This window comes from Pseudonocardia sp. GCM10023141, from assembly GCF_042653605.1.
In genome coordinates this window covers 112,047-127,517 of record NZ_JBHSIR010000009.1, presented here as the reverse complement: position 1 = coordinate 127,517, position 15,471 = coordinate 112,047, and the positions used below count along the sequence as shown (strand labels likewise).

The 15,471-nt window shown below is 72.5% G+C and carries 17 protein-coding genes and 1 riboswitch; of the genes, 7 read left to right on the top strand and 10 right to left on the bottom strand.

From position 1 onward, the window contains the following. Positions 1-92: 92 nt before the first annotated feature. Genes ACFPFQ_RS05545 through ACFPFQ_RS05525 form a run of 5 tightly spaced genes read right to left on the bottom strand, consistent with a single transcriptional unit; the run spans position 93 to position 6,878 of the window. Entirely contained in the window at positions 93-1,268 is a 1,176-nt protein-coding gene (locus ACFPFQ_RS05545) for a 2Fe-2S iron-sulfur cluster-binding protein (RefSeq protein WP_379615422.1), read from the bottom strand. Then, entirely contained in the window at positions 1,265-2,167 is a 903-nt protein-coding gene (locus tag ACFPFQ_RS05540; RefSeq protein ID WP_379615420.1) for an FAD binding domain-containing protein, read from the bottom strand. Before ACFPFQ_RS05540 ends, ACFPFQ_RS05545 begins: the two co-directional genes overlap by 4 nt. Further along, complete coding sequence (locus ACFPFQ_RS05535) at positions 2,167-2,946, bottom strand: enoyl-CoA hydratase/isomerase family protein (RefSeq protein WP_379615418.1); 780 nt, start codon at positions 2,944-2,946, stop codon at positions 2,167-2,169. The genes ACFPFQ_RS05540 and ACFPFQ_RS05535 overlap by 1 nt, the downstream gene beginning before the upstream one ends. 1 nt (position 2,947) lies before the next feature. Then, entirely contained in the window at positions 2,948-5,371 is a 2,424-nt protein-coding gene (locus tag ACFPFQ_RS05530) for a xanthine dehydrogenase family protein molybdopterin-binding subunit (protein ID WP_379615416.1), read from the bottom strand. After that, positions 5,364-6,878 carry a class I adenylate-forming enzyme family protein gene (locus ACFPFQ_RS05525; protein WP_379615414.1) on the bottom strand — a complete coding sequence of 505 codons (1,515 nt, stop codon included), beginning with the start codon at positions 6,876-6,878 and terminating at the stop codon, positions 5,364-5,366. The genes ACFPFQ_RS05530 and ACFPFQ_RS05525 overlap by 8 nt, the downstream gene beginning before the upstream one ends. 123 nt (positions 6,879-7,001) lie before the next feature. Between ACFPFQ_RS05525 and ACFPFQ_RS05520 the strand changes: the two genes are divergently transcribed. Further along, positions 7,002-7,589 carry a PadR family transcriptional regulator gene (locus ACFPFQ_RS05520; protein ID WP_379615412.1) on the top strand — a complete coding sequence of 196 codons (588 nt, stop codon included), beginning with the start codon at positions 7,002-7,004 and terminating at the stop codon, positions 7,587-7,589. Positions 7,590-7,675: 86 nt separating this feature from the next. Beyond that, positions 7,676-8,107, top strand: coding sequence for an OsmC family peroxiredoxin (locus ACFPFQ_RS05515; RefSeq protein WP_379615410.1), 432 nt, complete (start codon positions 7,676-7,678; stop codon positions 8,105-8,107). 154 nt (positions 8,108-8,261) lie between these two features. Here ACFPFQ_RS05515 and ACFPFQ_RS05510 read toward each other — a convergent pair whose 3' ends face one another. Further along, positions 8,262-9,428 (bottom strand): FAD-dependent oxidoreductase, encoded by a 1,167-nt coding sequence (locus ACFPFQ_RS05510; protein ID WP_379615408.1) that lies wholly within the window; start codon positions 9,426-9,428, stop codon positions 8,262-8,264. A 110-nt stretch (positions 9,429-9,538) separates the two neighbouring features. Here ACFPFQ_RS05510 and ACFPFQ_RS05505 point away from each other — a divergent pair, with 110 nt between their 5' ends. Next, complete coding sequence (locus ACFPFQ_RS05505) at positions 9,539-10,282, top strand: TetR/AcrR family transcriptional regulator (protein WP_379615406.1); 744 nt, start codon at positions 9,539-9,541, stop codon at positions 10,280-10,282. A gap of 20 nt (positions 10,283-10,302) precedes the next feature. On the opposite strand, the gene ACFPFQ_RS05500 is transcribed toward ACFPFQ_RS05505, so the two are convergent. Further along, a complete protein-coding gene (locus tag ACFPFQ_RS05500) occupies positions 10,303-10,437 on the bottom strand; it encodes a hypothetical protein (RefSeq protein WP_379615982.1) in 135 nt (44 codons plus the stop codon). A 50-nt stretch (positions 10,438-10,487) separates the two neighbouring features. Between ACFPFQ_RS05500 and ACFPFQ_RS05495 the strand changes: the two genes are divergently transcribed. Genes ACFPFQ_RS05495 through ACFPFQ_RS05485 form a run of 3 tightly spaced genes read left to right on the top strand, consistent with a single transcriptional unit; the run spans position 10,488 to position 11,249 of the window. Next, the gene (locus ACFPFQ_RS05495; protein ID WP_379615404.1) at positions 10,488-10,793 is read left to right on the top strand and encodes an STAS domain-containing protein; all 306 of its coding nucleotides are present in this window, start codon (positions 10,488-10,490) and stop codon (positions 10,791-10,793) included. A gap of 49 nt (positions 10,794-10,842) precedes the next feature. Further along, positions 10,843-11,043, top strand: coding sequence for a hypothetical protein (locus ACFPFQ_RS05490; protein ID WP_379615402.1), 201 nt, complete (start codon positions 10,843-10,845; stop codon positions 11,041-11,043). Then, entirely contained in the window at positions 11,043-11,249 is a 207-nt protein-coding gene (locus tag ACFPFQ_RS05485; RefSeq protein WP_379615400.1) for a hypothetical protein, read from the top strand. Before ACFPFQ_RS05490 ends, ACFPFQ_RS05485 begins: the two co-directional genes overlap by 1 nt. Positions 11,250-11,300: 51 nt before the next feature. Here ACFPFQ_RS05485 and ACFPFQ_RS05480 read toward each other — a convergent pair whose 3' ends face one another. Continuing rightward, positions 11,301-12,002: a GNAT family N-acetyltransferase gene (locus ACFPFQ_RS05480; protein ID WP_379615398.1), complete on the bottom strand. Its 702-nt coding sequence runs from the start codon at positions 12,000-12,002 to the stop codon at positions 11,301-11,303. A gap of 644 nt (positions 12,003-12,646) precedes the next feature. Continuing rightward, positions 12,647-12,739, top strand: a riboswitch (SAM riboswitch). A gap of 5 nt (positions 12,740-12,744) precedes the next feature. Between ACFPFQ_RS05480 and ACFPFQ_RS05475 the strand changes: the two genes are divergently transcribed. Continuing rightward, positions 12,745-13,932, top strand: coding sequence for an FAD-dependent oxidoreductase (locus ACFPFQ_RS05475; protein ID WP_379615396.1), 1,188 nt, complete (start codon positions 12,745-12,747; stop codon positions 13,930-13,932). Here ACFPFQ_RS05475 and ACFPFQ_RS05470 read toward each other — a convergent pair. Further along, positions 13,898-14,887 (bottom strand): aldo/keto reductase, encoded by a 990-nt coding sequence (locus tag ACFPFQ_RS05470; protein ID WP_379615394.1) that lies wholly within the window; start codon positions 14,885-14,887, stop codon positions 13,898-13,900. The two genes, ACFPFQ_RS05475 and ACFPFQ_RS05470, sit on opposite strands and share 35 nt — an antisense overlap. A 50-nt stretch (positions 14,888-14,937) precedes the next feature. Next, complete coding sequence (locus ACFPFQ_RS05465) at positions 14,938-15,432, bottom strand: nuclear transport factor 2 family protein (protein ID WP_379615392.1); 495 nt, start codon at positions 15,430-15,432, stop codon at positions 14,938-14,940. Positions 15,433-15,471 lie beyond the last annotated feature (39 nt).

Below are 15,471 nucleotides of genomic sequence, written 5' to 3'. Positions count from 1 at the left end.
ACCGTCGCGGTCGAGCGCGGGACGTGTTGCACAACCCCGGCGCCGCGCGCGCTGTTCCGCTCCGGGCGTGCACATGCCGACGATCCGTGGCGTCAGCGCGGGAGGCGCGCGACGCGCTTGAGGGTGTCGAGCAGTGCGGCGAGGGCGATCCGCAGCGGGTTCGGTCCGGTCAGCGCGGGCGCGGTGCCCGTCTTCGCGGACTCGGCGACGGCCGCGGCGAACTGCTCGAACATCCGGCGGCTCACATCCCCGGCGAGCGCCCGACCGAACTGCGCGATCCGGCCGGAGAGGTGCAGCGCGGCCTCGGCCCGCAGCACCGTGGCGCCGTCGGGGCCGGTGCTCGCCACCAGCCGGATATCGGCCTGCGTGGCGCTGCCGCCCGCGTCGGCCCCCTGCGCGACCAGGTGCATGCGGTGGTGCTCGGCGTCGCGCTCGACGACCTGCGCGAGCCCGTCGAAGCCGAGCTTCACCGGGCCCAGCGCCACCGTTGCGCGGCCGCGGTAGCGGTCCTCGCCCAGCACCTCGAGCAACCGGGCGCCCGGCAGGCAGGCCACCAGCCGCTCGACGTCGGACAGGACGGCCCAGACGTCGGCGAGCGGTGCGTCGAGCGCGCTCGTCACGTCCACGGTGGCCGAGGGCACGCCCGCCGGTACTCGCACCTCGCGCGTCGGTGCCGCGGCCGGTGCGGCGTCAGCGGTACCCACCGGCAGCGACCGTCCGGCCCGGCCGACGAGCGTGCGCCTGCCGCAGTTGCCCGGCGCCGGTACCCCGGCGGGGAACGTGTCGGCCACGTCGGAGATCGCGGCGAGGATGCCGCGGTAGCCGGTGCAGCGGCAGATCACCCCCGACATCGCGGCGGGCAGGTCCGCGGCGCTCGGATCGTGGGCGAGCAGGTCGTAGCTGCTCATGAGCATCCCCGGCGTGCAGAAGCCGCACTGCAGGCCGTGGTGGGCGGAGAACGCCCGCTGCAGCGGGTGTGGCCGCTCGGGCGCGCCCAGCCCCTCGACGGTGACGATCTCGGCGCCGTCGCACTGCACCGCGAACAGCAGGCAGGCGCGGGCCGCGTCGCCGTCGACGAGCACGGTGCACATCCCGCAGACGCCGTGCTCGCACCCGAGGTGGGTGCCGGTCAGCCCGAGGTGGGTGCGCAGCACGTCGGCCAGGTGCTCCCGGGTGCTGACGCGCACCGTCACCGGCGTGCCGTTCACCGTGAGCGCGACGTCGACGCGGTCACCTGCGGCCACCTTCTCCGGCCGTGGCGCGGTCACGCCGCCGCCTCGGGCGTCCCCGCAGCGGCAGTGGCTGCGGTAGCGGCAGCGCGGCGCCGGGCCGTCGCGAGCTCGCGGGCGGCCAGCACCGCGAACAGGCGACGCCGGTAGCCGGTGGAGCCGTGGGCGTCCCCGCCCGTGTCGACGATCTCGGCGGCCAGCTCCGCGAGCGCGGGCCGCAGCTCGGCCGGTCCGGTCGGACCGTCGGCCAGCAGGTCGGTGACGTCGCGGGTGACGGGCCGGTCGGAGATGCCGAACCCGGTCAGCCGCGCCGCGGTCACGGTGTCGTCCGCGTCGACCGTCACCGCCGTGGCCACCCCGGCCAGCGCGAAGTCCCCGTGGCGGCGGGCGATCTCGGCGAACCCGAACCCCTGCCCCGGCCGAGCGACCGGGAACTCGACGGCGGTGACCACCTCGTCGCTACCGGTGCCGGTCGTCATCGCGCCGAGGAAGAACGTGTCGGCGTCCACCCATCGGCGCCCGTTCTGGCCGGCGACCTCGACGCGCGCCGCCAGGCAGCACGCGATCGCCGGGAGCTCGGCCGCCGGGTCGGCGTGGGCGAGGCTGCCGCACACGGTGCCGCGGCTGCGCAGCTCCCGGTGCCCGACGAAGGGCAGCGCCATCCCGATCAGCGGCACGGAGCGGGTGTGGTCGGACCGCTCCACGGCGCGCTGGCGCACCGCCGCGCCGATCCGCAGCGTGTCACCCGCGCGATCGATCGCCTGGAGCTCCGCGACGGACGTGATGTCGACGAGCGTGGCCGGGCGGCCCAGCCGCATGGCGAGCACGGGCACGAGTGACTGGCCTCCGGCGAGCACCTTGGTGTCCTCGGTGGCGAGCTCGGCGAGCACGTCCTCGACCCGGGCCGGTCGGACGTAGGCGAAGGGCGCCGGTTTCATCAGCGCCCCGTGAAGTTCGGCTTGCGCTTCTCGGTGAACGCGGCGACGCCCTCGGCGAAGTCGTGGGTGGAGCGCAGCATCGCGTACGCCTTCCGCTCCAGGTCGATGCCGGTGTACAGCGGCCCGTCGATGCCCTTGTCCAGCACCTCCTTCGCCGTGCGCTGGGCCGCGGGGGAGAAGTCGGCGAGCTTGCCGGCGAGCTCGTCGGTTGCGGAGTCCAGCGCGGCACGGTCCTCGTGCAGGCCGGCGACGAGGCCCCAGTCCAGCGCCTGCTGGGCCGCGATCCGGGTGGCCGAGAGGATGTGGAACTTCGCGCGGGAGAGCCCGATCAGCCGCGACAGCCGTTGCGTGCCACCGGATCCGGGGATCATCCCGAGGTTCATCTCGGGCAGCGCGAACTGGCTGCGCGGCGTGGCGAGGCGGATGTCGCACGACAGCGCCAGTTCGAGGCCGACGCCGAAGCAGTACCCGTCGATCGCCGCGATGACCGGTCGGGTGCTGCGCGCCGCGGCGGTGATGTTGTGGCCGAGATCGGTGAAGTCGATCGGGTCCACCTCCATGAAGCCGGCGATGTCGCCGCCGGAGGTGAAGTGCTTGCCGTCGCTGCGGATCACCACCACCCGGACGTTCGGGTCGGCGTCGATCGCGGCGAAGCGCTCCGCGACGAGCGCGCGCATCTCCCACGTGATCACCGTGTACGGGCCGTGGGACAGGGTCAGGTACGCCACCCGGCCCTCGTGGCCGTGGTCGAGCAGGACGTCGCCGCCGGTGAGGGCCATGTCAGTGGTTCTCCTTCTCCTGGAACAGCTGGTGCAGCACCTCGCCGTGCAGCGGCAGGCGCGTGATGGACACCCCGGCCGGTGCGAGCGCGTCGGCCACGGCGTTGGCGAAGGCGACCGGGAAGCTCATCGACGAGCCCTCGCCGCAGCCCTTGGCCCCGAGCGGGGTGAGCGGCGACGGGCTCACGACGTGGTCGGTCCGCAGCTCGTAGCAGGCCTCGGCGCTCGTCGGGCACAGGTAGTCGAGGAACGTCGCCGAGGTCGGCTGCCCGGAATCGGCGTAGGTGAACTCCTCGTACATCGCCCCGCCCAGCGCGTGGGTCAGCGCACCGTGCACCTGCCCGTCGAGCAGTTGCTGGTTGAGCACCGTGCCCGCGTCGTGGACCGACGAGACCCGGTCGACGCTGATCTCGAGGGTGTCCGGGTCGATGCGCACCGCGACGATCTCGGCGACGAACCCGTAGCACAGCGAGGAGTTGATCCGGTCGTCCCGCGTCGCCGCGCGGGTCTCCCGCGGGCTGAACGCCGCCTCCTCGTACAGCCGCGCCGCGACACCGTCGGGCAGCGAACCCGGGTCCCAGTGCACCACCCCGGCCGCGTGGCGGAACAGCACCGCGCGCTCGGGATCGACACGGTGGCGCACGGTGCCGTCGGCGAGCTCCAGCTCGTCGGCCGCCACGTCCAGCAGCACCTCAGCCGCGGCGCGCAGCGTGGCGGCGATCCGGTCGGCCGCGACGACGACGGCGCTGGTGACCAGCGGCGCGAACCGCGACGAGTAGCTGCCGGAGGTGACCGTCCACGGAGTGGTGGCGGTGTCCATGTCGACCACGACGCGGACCTGATCGACCGGCAGCCCGAGCCGCTGCGCGGCGACCGACCGGGCCACCGTGGCATGCCCCTGGCCCTGCGGGACGCTGCCCAGCAGCACCGTGACCAGCCCCTGCAGGTCCACCGAGATGCGCACGTGCTCGGTGGAACCGGACTTGTCGCGGCCGGGTTTGCGCTGCTCGGCGGGGGTGGCGAGCCCGACGTACCCGATGTTCGTGCCGGACGGGTCCACCACGAGACCCACGCCGATGCCGTAGTGCGCCCCGTCGGCCCGCGCGGCCGCCTGCCGTCCCCGCAGCTCGTCGAGATCGGCGTTCTTCACGGCCAGCTCGACGGCCGCCGCGTAGTCACCAGAGTCGTAGACGCCACCCGTCGGCGTCTCGTAGGGGAAGGACCGCACCAGGTTCTGCTGCCGCACCGCCAGCACGTCACGGCCGGTGGCGGCGGCAACGGCGTCCAGCAGCCGCTCCAGTCCGAAGTAGAGCTGCTGGCCGCCGAACCCCCGGTTGAGCCCGGTCGGCATCGTGGTGGTGACCACGGCGCGGGCCCGGATCTCGACGGCACCGATCCGGTAGGGCCCGGTGATGTTGCCGAAGCAGCGGTAGAGCGTGGAGGGCTCCGGCGGGCGCAGGTAGGCGCCCACGTTGTCCACCAGGTCGACCTTCAACCCGGTGATCGTGCCCGCGGCGTCGACGGCGGCCGCGCAGCGCATGATGCGGTCCGCGCCGGTGGAGCTGGCCAGCAGGTGCTCGACCCGGTCCTCGCTCCACCGCACCGGCGTGCCGGCGTGGCGTGACGCCAGCGCCATCAGCACCACGTACGGGTAGATGCCCGCCTTGATCCCGAAGCTGCCGCCGATGTCGGCGGGCACGTGCAGCCGCACCCGCGAGGTCGGCAGCCCCAGCGCCCCCGCCATCACCGGCAGCATGCTGAACGGGCCGTGGAAGTTGGCCCATCCCTCCACCGACGGTCCGTCGGGGGCATCGGTCCACGCGGCGATCACCGCGTAGCACTCCATCGGCACCGAGGAGTAGCGCGGGAAGTCGTACTCGCCCTCCACGACGTGCGCCGCCGTGGCGAAGGCCTCCTCGACCGGACCGAACGAGAAGGTCCGGTCGGTGGCGACGTTGGTGCCGGCCTCCTCGTGCAGCAGCGGTGAGTCGGCGGCGAGCGCCGCGCGCGGCGTCACGACCGCGTCGAGGGGCTCGTAGTCGATCGTCACCAGCTCGGCGGCGTCCTCCGCGGTGTAGCGATCGACGGCGACGACGACCGCGACCGGCTCCCCGACGAAGCGCACCTTGTCGACGCCGGTCGGGTAGTAGGGCATCGGGGTGGCCGTGGACAGCGGGAACGGCCGCAGCGCCGCGCGCACGTCCTCCGGACCGATCACGGCGGCGACCCCGGGATGGGCGCGGGCCCGCTCGAGGTCCACCGCCACCAGCCGCGCGTGCGGCTGGGTCGAGCGCACCACGGCGGCGACGAGCGTGCCGGGCAGCGGGTCGATGTCGTCGAGGAAGCGGCCCCGGCCGGCCACGAGCGCGGCGTCCTCGATGCGGGCGGGTGCCCATTCGGGTTCGGTGATCGCGGGGTCAGGCACGGGCTTCGCCGCGCGTCTCGTAGTCACCCGCCTGCAGCACCCGGCGCAGCGTCTTGCCGACGCCCGACCGCGGCACCGCATCGACGGCGATCACGTGCTTGGGCCGCTTGAGCGAGGGCAGGGCGTCGCGCGCGTAGGCGAGCGCCTTCGCCGCGGCCGTCTCGGGTGTCGTGCCCGCCGCCGGCACGACGAACGCGGTGACCGCGTGCCCCCACCGCTCGTCGGGCATGCCCACGACACACAGGTCGTCGATCTCGGGACAGCGCGCCAGCACGGCCTCGATCTCGTCCGGGTAGACGTTCTCGCCGCCCGAATTGATCATGTCGTCCACCCGACCGGCGACCCAGAGATCACCGTCGGGATCGGCAACGGCCAGGTCGCCGGTGTAGTACCAGCCGTCGCGGATCGCACGCGCGTCCGCGTCGGGGCGCTGCCAGTAGCCGGTGAAGGCCTCCGGGCTGGCGGTGGAGACGATCACCTGGCCCTGCTCGCCCGCCGCGACCACGGCATCCGGCGGGGCGTCGGCCTCCGGTGCCACGAGCCGCACCTGGGAGAACATCCCGGCCCGACCCGCGCAGCCGGGCTTGCCTGCGACGTCGGGATGGATGGTGAAGGTGTAGATCTCGGTGCTGCCGAAGTGGTTGACGAACGACGACGGCGCAACCTGCTCGGCGAGCCGCTCCGCCAGTTCGGGCGCCATGGCGGCGCCGGCGTAGGCGAGGCGGTCGAGCCCGGGAGCCTCGGCGAGGCGCCCGGAGCGCGCCAGCGACCAGAAGATGGTGGGCACCAGGTAGAGGGAGGTGACGGACTGGGACAGCACGAGGTCGAGGGACTCCTCGACGTCGAACACCGGCTGGGCGACCCAGGTGCCGCCGACGACGATGCTGGTCAGCAGCGTTCGCAGGCCCATCGTGTGGAACAGCGGCATCACGCCGAGCGCGACCTCGCCCAGGCGCTGCTGGGTCTGCACCGCGTGGGCGAGTGCCGCCGCGTGCTCGGCACGATGCGAGCGGGGCACGCCCTTCGGCCGGCCGGTCGTCCCGGACGTGTAGAGCACGACGCTGGTGTCGGCGCCGGTCACCGGGCCGGCCGGCGCGTGCGGTGCGGCTGCGGCGAGCGCGTCGAGCTCGGCGGCCGTGCGTACCGCGACCCCGTCCGGTGCGGCTGCCGCCGCACGTTCCTGGTTCTGCTCGTCGACCACCAGCAGCGCCGCGCCGCAGTCGGCCAGGCAGTAGCGCAGCTCGTCCACGGAGAACCGGGTGGACAGCGGCACCGACGCCGCGGCGAGCTTCTGCGCGGCGAGGTGCAGGCTCGCGAGCGGCTCGCCGCCGGTCATCGCGAGCCCGACCCGCGCACCCCGGTGCACCCCGGCCCGGGCCAGCGCGCCCGCCAGCCGGTCGGTCCGGAGGTCCCAGTCCCGATAGCTCAGGTGCCTGCCCGAACCGGTCACCGCGGCCCGGTCGGGGTGCCGTGCTGCGGCCCAGCGCAGCGCCGTCGCTACATCCATGATGCCTCCATCGTATGGATCGGACGGTACTGAACGGATGGAGGAGCGGCAACCGGGGACAGTATGTTTCGGATGGTCTGATCGGTCGCGTAGGGTCGTCGATCATTCGGGTTGAGGAGATCTGTGGCCGAGGTCCGCTTGTCCCCGACGTCCTACGTCGTGCTGGGCATGATCGCGCTGCGCGGCCCGTCCACGCCCTATGACCTGAAGCGCGGCGTCGGCCACTCCGTCGGCTACTTCTGGAACTTCCCGCACGCGCAGCTGTACTCCGAGCCGGACCGGCTGACGTCGCTGGGCCTGCTGGCGCTGCACGTCGAGGACGCGGGGCGACGGCGCAAGACGTACTCGCTCACCGAGGCCGGTCGGGACGCGCTGCGGCACTGGCTGGCGGCTCCGACGCAGGAGCACTTCGAGATGCGCGACATCGCCGAGCTCAAGCTGTTCTTCAACGAAGCAGGCGACCCCGGCAACGTATCCACGCTGGCGCACGACCAGATCCGCCAGCACGAGGCCCGGATCGCGATCTACGAGGGCATGGTCGAGCGCTTCGGCGACGATCCGGCCGCAGCCCCGCGCATGCTCACACTCGAACTCGGCCTGGAGATGGAGTTCGCCGCGCTGCGCTTCTGGCAGGCGATGGCCGAGGGTGACCTGGGCCCCCTGCGGGCGGCGCGCACGCAGACCCGCGGCGGGAGCCGTTCGGATCGCTGAGGGCCACTTCGCCCCGTGAAGACACCCCGCCGACCTCGAACGTCGCTACGATCCCGTCCGAGCCCATGATCGAAAGGACACCTCCCATGCCGGTGCGGACCTCACAGGCCACCTGGAACGGCGGACTTCAGAGCGGTGACGGAGAGCTGGTGGTCGGCAACAACGCCTACACCGGTCCGTTCTCGTTCAAGTCGCGCTTCCAGGACGGCCAGGGCACGAACCCCGAAGAGCTGATCGCGGCCGCGCATGCGGGCTGCTACTCGATGCAGCTCTCGGCCATGCTGGACGGCGACGGCAAGAACCCGACCAGCGTCCACACGTCGGCCCGGGTCACCCTCGACACGGTCGACGGCGCACCGACCATCACGAAGATCTCCCTCACCACCGAGGGCACCGTGCCCGGTATGTCGGCCGAGGAGTTCGCCGACTACGCCGAGAAGGCCAAGGCTGCCTGCCTCGTGACGCGTGCGCTCTCGGGTGTTGCCGAGGTCACGCTGGCCGCTTCCCTCACCGAGTAGTCAGGAGGATCCGGGGCCCGTTGCGAGCGGGCCCCGGATCACCCGGCCGCCTGCTCTCCCGTCTTCGCACACGGTTACCCGTCTTCGCACACGGTGGAGCCTGTGCGAGGACCCGCGACGCCATGCGAAGTCGGTAGGCGGTGCGAGGTCGCAGCTAGTTCACCCCGCCGGCGCCGACCCGGCCGAAGAACTCGACCAGGCCTCGGGGGGAGTCGTCGGCGAAGCAGAGGTCGAGTCCGCGGGCGGATCTCCGGGATGCGTCGGACGAGCGCGGGAACATGGCCGTCTCGTACTCGCGCAGCGCGGCCTCGACGTCGTCACCGTGCTCGATCAGCGCCAGCGCCAGCTCGCAACCGTCGAGCATCGCCGCGTTCGCACCCTCGCCGGCGAACGGCGACATCAGGTGGGCGGCGTCGCCGACCAGGGTGGCGCCCGGGGTGTGTGGCCACGAGTGGTCGGTGGGCAGGGCGTAGATCCGCCGCGGCACCATCTCGTCGTCGCAGTGGCGGATCAGGTCGGTCAGCGCCGGCGTCCAGTCGGCGAGCTCCGCCAGCAGGACCGCGCGCGCGGCGGCAGCGTCGGACGACCAGTCGACGCCACGCGTGTCCAGCCAGTCCTCGGCGGTTCGCAGCATGACGCCCAGATGCAGGTCACGGCCACCGTGCCCGCCGAGGTTCTTGTTGTCCGAGAGGGCGAACAGGCTTCCGGTGCCGACCAGCGCCGCCGAGGCGGGCACCGTGGTCGGCGCATCGATGACGTGGAACTCCACGGAGCTCACCCCGGTGTACGTCGGGGAGGCATTGGAGAGCAGGGGCCGGACGCGGGACCAGGCGCCGTCGGCCCCCACCAGCAGATCGGCGGTCCGGCGCGAGCCGTTCGCGAAGTCCAGGGCGTACCGCCCGTCATCCAGGCGGGCGGCGCTGCGCAACTTGTGGTCCCAGACCACCCGGCCCGGGTCGAGCGAATCCAGCAGCAGGCCACGCAGTTCCGTCCGGTCGATCTCGGGTCGCCCGCCTGCGCCAGAACTCTCGGGGGCGGCCTGGTCGATGAAGACGGTGCCTGCCTTGTCCATCACCCGCATGGCCTCGGCCTGCGGTCGGGTGAGCCCGCGGAACTGCTCGTACAGTCCCGCTTCGCGCAGGGCCAGCTGGCCGGACTCGACGTGCAGGTCGAGCAGGCCGCCCTGCCTCCGCGCATCGGCGGTGGCGTCGAGTTCGTAGACGGTGCAGTCGATGTCGTGCTGCTGCAGGATGCGGGCCAGCACCAGCCCGCTGAGGCCGCCGCCGATGACGGCGATGGATCGGGAGGACGAAGGGGGCATGCCGGCACCTCGAATGTGGTCGACGAGTAGACGAGTACGGTGTAAACGACTAGACGTGTACACCGTATTCGTCCCGTAGGATGCTCGCAACCCGCGCGAGGAGTGCAGCTGTGACCGACGAACCGCCGCCCGTCATCTGGGCGCGCCTCTCCAGTCAGGGACGTGGGCCGGCGCGCACGCTCGACCACGAGGGCATCACCACGGCCGCGATCGCACTGGCCGACGAGGACGGGGTCGACGCGATCTCGATGCGCAAGATCGCGGGACGGCTGGACAGCAGCCCGATGGCGCTCTACCGGCACGTCGGCAACAAGGACGACCTGACCGAGCTGATGTACGACGCCGTGCTGGGCGAGCTGGACCTGACCGGGATCCCGTCCGGGAGCTGGCGAGACGACGTCGCGCGGCTGGCCGGGCAGATGCGACGGCTCCATCACGCCCACCCCTGGATCGCCCGGTTCGGGCACCGGCCGTCGCTGGGGCCCCATGCCCGACGGTTCCGCGAGGCCGGTCTGGCCTGCGTGGACGGGCTCGGCCTCGGCATCAACGCGATGATGGATCTGCTCTCCACCGCCATGACGTTCACCCGTGGCTTCGTCCAGCAGGAGCTGGGGGAGGTCGAAGCGCAGCGGCGCAGCGGCCTCGACTTCGCGGGCTACCAGCGCCAGGCCGGGCCCTACATCATGCAACTGCTCAAGGACGGCCGGGCCCCCTACCTGCAGCGGCTGATCGTGGAAGCCGATGACGCTCCCGATCCGGACGTGGTGTTCGAACGTCGCCTGGCGATGGTGCTGGACGGGCTGGCGGTCAGGATCGCCGCTCGGGCTGACGTGGACACCGCCGGGCTCGGCTGATCCTCGGGGATCCGGGAGGCTCAGTCCCTCGCTGCCGGTGTCGATCGGTCGGGCGGTGGTGGGTCGTCGGGGGACTCGAGTTCGGTGATGCGGGCTCGCACCGAGCTGAGCTCGTCCTGCAGGCCCACGATCCGGGCGGCGGCATCGAGGGTCATCCCTTCGTCGAAGGGCTGTCGCACCCGGGTGGCCAGTTCGAGCTGGCGTCGTGAGTAGCGGCGGTGCCCGCCACCGGCAGACCGCACCCGTTCTCGCACAGCGCCTGTGCGCACAGTTCGACCGCCCGGGTCGGCACGTCATCATCGACCTCGGCGGCGTGACGTTCCTGGGCAGCAGCGCTCTGCAGGCGTTCATGGAGGCGCATGAGCGCGCTCGCGCCCACGACGGTGTCCTGCACATCGCCTGCGGAGGCCGACGGCATCTCCTGCGCCCGTTCACGATCACCGGCCTGGACCGGGTGCTGAGCGTGAGCGTGGAACCGGCCGATGCGCTGGCGGCCGCCCCCCGGCGTTGATCCGACCCGACCGCGTGTGACCGATCGCGATGCGGGGTAGGACGTCGATATGGCAAGGGCATTGCGGCTGCGACCACGTCGATCCGGCGGTGCCGGGGTTGACGCGGCGGCGGGGCGGGCGTGGCTGGAGCTTCGCCGACGCCGAGCAGACGACGAGGAGGGGACGTTCGGGCTGGCGACGATGCGCCGCGAGCACGTGCGCCTGCACCGCGGCGCCGTGGAGTTCTCCTACCCGGCGAAGGGAGGGTGATGCGGCTGCTCACGCTGCGGGACAAGCCGCTGCACCGGGCCTGCAACTCCCTGCTGCGGCGCAAGGGCGGGGGCGACGACCTGCTGGCGTACAAGGTCGGGAGGCAGTGGGTCGACGTGCGGGCCGAGCACCTCAACGAGCAGTTCGACGACGCCACGCGGGGCACCGTCGAGCGTGCCGTGGTGCGGCTGCTGGGCGGTGGCTGAGCGGCCGACCCCTTCCATCCTGCTGCTCAGGTTGGACCGACAGCCGCGGAGTCATGTCGCGACGCGTTCGCCTGCCGGGACCCGGACGCCCACGAACCGGTTGTGGCGGCGCAGCCGGAAGCCCAGTGACTCGTACAGCCGGATGGCGTTGGTGTTCATGGCGGCTGCGTGCAGGAACGGGGTCTCGCCGCGGGCGCGGATGCCGGCAGCGACGGCGTGGACGAGGCGGGTGGCCAGCCCCTGGCCGCGGAAGTCGGCATCGGTGCACACGGCGCTGATCTCGGTGAACCCCGGCGGGTGCAGGCGCTCGCCTGCCATCGCGATGAGGCGGCCGCCGCGGCGGATCCCGAGGTAGGTCCCCATCTCGATGGTGCGGGGTGCGAACGGTCCGGGTCGAGCGCGCTCGACCAGCGCGAGCATCTCGGGAACGTCGGCGTCCCCGAGGGGGACGGCCTCGGCGTCGGGTGCGGCCGCCACGCCGTCGTCGACGAGCTGCACTCCGGCGCCGTCGGAGACGACCTCCCAGCCGGCAGGCGGGGGTGTGCGCAGACCGGAGAGGGGCGCGACGGCACCGGGGCCGATGAGGTCGGCGAGGTCGCGCCACGCCGTGTCGTCGGGTTCGGCGGGCAGGGTGACGAACACCGAGACGTCGGGTCGGTAGCGCACGGCGAGGCCGTGGCTCACGGCGAGGTGGGCGTGCGGGCCCAGCAGGGACGCGCGCGCGGGATTGTCGAGAACATGCCACTCGCTCACAGCTGAAGATCCTTGTCAGGGTGTCCGCGCGCAGGAGTCACCCTGCAGCGGCGGGGCGGGAGGAGGCGGGCGGGCCGCCGGGTTCCGGGTCAGGATCGACAGGAACCGGGAGGGGAGCCGAGCCCGTCGAGCCAGCGGCGTGCCACGAGCACGCGTGCGGGACCGGGCATCTCTCGACCTTCCAACGGGATCGACGCAACGGGATCGACGCACGGGATCGATGTCGACTCCCGCACCCTAACCGGCCCCGACGGGGCAGGGGGAGGGTGAGTCCCGGCACAGGGGACCGCACACAGCGGCCGGACACAGGGTCTGGTCATGTCAGCCGGTGCGCAAGGCGCGATGATGGCAAATTGGCCGCCATTCGCTTTGTTCTCGAGCGATTCCGGCTGTCCCGGCGGGATCCGTCCGACGTCCCTTTCGCCCGCCTGAGTGGTCGCGTGCAGTTTCGCGCGCCTGCTCGTCGATGTCCTGGAGCCACCATGTCCGACGATTCCCGCAGGTGTCGCCGGTCTCCGCACCGCACTGATCCCGGTTCGTTCACCGCGTCGAACGCCGGCCGACAAATGTCCGACGTGCTGACTCCGGTTCGCCCACCCTTCGGAAACATTGACACTTCCCGCTGACGGCCGCCTAGGCTCAGGAGTCCATCCAGAGCGGCCGAGAGACCTGGCTCGTCGACGCCGCAGCAACCACGCCGTGCCACGGTGGGGTGCTCATGCCGGGACCGATGGGAGGCGTCATGCCCCACTCAGCTGTGTCCCACTCAGGTGTGCCCAAGCCGGGCCGTCGATGTCCGGCGCGCAAGCACCGCGACGTCGTCGACTGCGTGGTCATCGGCGGGGGAGTGGTCGGGGCGGCCGCGGCGTGGCAGCTCGCGCGTCGCGGCCAGGACGTGGTCCTGGTCGAACAGTTCGACGCCGGGCACACGCGGGGCGCGTCGCACGGTTCGTCGAGGATCTACCGGCAGACCTATGCGTCGACGCCCTACGTGGAGCTCGCCGGTGAGGCGCTGCGGCTGTGGCGCGAGCTGGAGACGGAGACGGGTGCCTCGGTGCTGCAGATGACCGGTGGCATCGACCACGGTGATCAGGAGCTCGTCGCGGAACTGGCGCTCTCGCTGGCCCGGCACGGCATCGACCACCGGTGGCTGGGCAGCGACGAGGCGATGGCCCGGTGGCCCGGCATGGTGTTCGACGGTCCGGTGCTCTACCAGTCGGATCGGTCGGGACGGATCAACGCCGACCAGGCTGTTGCGGCGCTGACGGCGGCGGCGGTCGGGCGCGGTGCCGACGTCCGGCACCGCACCCGGGTCAGCGCGGTCACCGTCTGCGGCCCCGACCTCGTCGAGGTGGAGACCTCCGCAGGCTCCGTCCGTGCGCGACGTGCCGTGGTCGCGGTGGGGGCGTGGACGGAAGCGCTGGTCGGCGGCCTCGTCGAGCTGCCGCCGCTGCGGGTGACGCAGGAGCAACCGGCGCACTTCCCAGTGCTCGGGGCCGGCCCCTGCACGCCGTTGCGCCACGTCGGGTGGCCGACGTTCATCCACCACGCCGGTCCGGAGCAGGGATGGCCCAGTGGGGTCTACGGGCTGGCGACCGAGGAGGGATGCGTGAAGGTCGGGTTCCACGGGGTGGGGCCGCTCTGTCACCCGGATCGGCGGTCGTTCGAGCCGCAACCGGCGCAGCTGCGCCGCTTGCAGGACTACGTCGCCACGTTCCTGCCAGGGCTGGACCACCAGCGGCCCGAGCCGATCAGCTGCACCTACACGTCCACTCCGGACGCGAACTTCGTGCTCCGCAGCCAGGGCCCGGTCGCGGTGGGTGCCGGCTTCTCCGGGCACGGCTTCAAGTTCGCTCCGGCGCTGGGGCGGGTCCTCGCGGACCTGTCGGCGGGCGTCATCGACGAGCAGCCGCTGGTGCCCACCGGCTGACGGCCGCGCCTCGGTCGGCCCAGCGGGGTGCCGCCTCGCCCGCGGCCGCGAAGCGCGCGGCCCAGATCCCGTCGAGCTCGGCGGTCGTCGCGTCGTCGAGGACGACCTCGTCGACGGCGACGTTCTCGGCCAGGTGCACGGCGCTGCCGGTGCCGGGGATGAGGAGCGTGTTCGGTGCGTGCCGCAGGAGCCACGCGAGCCCGACCTGCGAGGGCGTCACCCCGAGCCGCGCAGCGGCGGCCACCACCTCGGGCTGCTCGGTCACCTTCGGCATGCCGGCGAACCGGGAGCCGAGCGGGAAGAACGGCACCCAGGCGATCCCCTCCGCGGTGCAGAGCTCGAGCATGTCCTCGAACTGCCGCGCGACGAGGCCGTAGGCGTTCTGGACGCACGCGATGCCGGCCGGCAGCGCTCTGCGCAGCGTGCCGATCCCGACAGCGCTGAGCCCGATCGCGCCGATGAGCCCCTCGTCGCGCAGGGCCGTCAGCGCGGCGAGCTGGTCGTCGAGATCGATGAGCTGGTCGCCTTCGGCGCGGATCCCGGGCCCGACGTCGAGGCGCCGGAGGTTCACGATGTCGATGCGATCGCGGCGGAGCGAGCGGAGGTTGTCCTCGACGGCGGTGCGGAGCTCGGCCGGCCGCTGTGCCGGGCGCAGGGGCAGCGGACCGCCGGGGTCCCTCACCGCGCCGACCTTGCTCACCACGACGACGCCGTCCGCCGGCCGGACGGCACTCGCGATGATCGCGTTGGCGGTGCTGTCGCCGTAGAAGTCCGCGGTGTCGATGTGGTCCACGCCGAGATCGATGGCCCGTCGCAGCAGCCGTTCGCCTGCGGGCAGGTCGCCCGCGTACTGCTCGAGTGCCATCGCTCCGTAGCCGATGCGCGCGACGGTGTGGTCGCCGAGGCCGATCGCGCCGCCGGGGCGGCGGCGGGGAAGTGTGGTGGTGTCGCTCATGTTCGTGCTCCTACCGGGCCGAAGGCGGAGATCTCACCGCCTGCGGCCGACTATACGGAGGAGCCTCCATTTTGTCGCGCCCGGGCGTCGGCCAGCCACGGATAGCGCCCGGTGTCGGAGCCCGCGTAGTCGGGGTCGAGGTAGATGAAGCAGCGCTGGATGAGGAAGTCGCGGATCTCGAACACGTCGCACCAGCGACCGGCGCCCCACTCGGGCACCCCGGCGCGCCACGGGCCGTCCTGGTGCTCGCCGAAGCTCGTCCCCTCCGCGACGACCGTGTCGCCACCGGAGAAGATCCAGTTGAAGGAGGCGTAGTCGTGCTTGATCGCCGTGAGCGTGGCGCCGACGTCGCTGAACATCCGTCCGATCTGCTCGTGGCCCTCGGCGATGCCCCACTTGGGGAAGTACACCTGGGCGTCCGCGGCGAACAGCTCCAGGATGCTCGCGCCGCTGCTCGTCGTGCCACCGTGGTCGAACGCCTTGAGGTACTCCAGCGCCACCGACTTGCGCTGCTCGTCGGTCATGGTCTGCGTGGTGATGGCCATCGTCGACTCCAGTGTCGGGACGGGTGGACGTGCGGGGCG

Bases quoted from the DNA above. Each gene is read 5' to 3' on its own strand.
- ACFPFQ_RS05490 (WP_379615402.1), top strand. From the start codon at position 10,843: ATGGCAAGGGCATTGCGGCTGCGACCACGTCGATCCGGCGGTGCCGGG.
- ACFPFQ_RS05500 (WP_379615982.1), bottom strand. From the start codon at position 10,437: ATGACCCTCGATGCCGCCGCCCGGATCGTGGGCCTGCAGGACGAGCTC.
- ACFPFQ_RS05540 (WP_379615420.1), bottom strand. From the start codon at position 2,167: ATGAAACCGGCGCCCTTCGCCTACGTCCGACCGGCCCGGGTCGAGGAC.
- ACFPFQ_RS05485 (WP_379615400.1), top strand. From the start codon at position 11,043: ATGCGGCTGCTCACGCTGCGGGACAAGCCGCTGCACCGGGCCTGCAAC.
- ACFPFQ_RS05525 (WP_379615414.1), bottom strand. From the start codon at position 6,878: ATGGATGTAGCGACGGCGCTGCGCTGGGCCGCAGCACGGCACCCCGAC.
- ACFPFQ_RS05515 (WP_379615410.1), top strand. From the start codon at position 7,676: ATGCCGGTGCGGACCTCACAGGCCACCTGGAACGGCGGACTTCAGAGC.
- ACFPFQ_RS05535 (WP_379615418.1), bottom strand. From the start codon at position 2,946: ATGGCCCTCACCGGCGGCGACGTCCTGCTCGACCACGGCCACGAGGGC.
- ACFPFQ_RS05470 (WP_379615394.1), bottom strand. From the start codon at position 14,887: ATGAGCGACACCACCACACTTCCCCGCCGCCGCCCCGGCGGCGCGATC.
- ACFPFQ_RS05510 (WP_379615408.1), bottom strand. From the start codon at position 9,428: ATGCCCCCTTCGTCCTCCCGATCCATCGCCGTCATCGGCGGCGGCCTC.
- ACFPFQ_RS05465 (WP_379615392.1), bottom strand. From the start codon at position 15,432: ATGGCCATCACCACGCAGACCATGACCGACGAGCAGCGCAAGTCGGTG.
- ACFPFQ_RS05475 (WP_379615396.1), top strand. From the start codon at position 12,745: ATGCCCCACTCAGCTGTGTCCCACTCAGGTGTGCCCAAGCCGGGCCGT.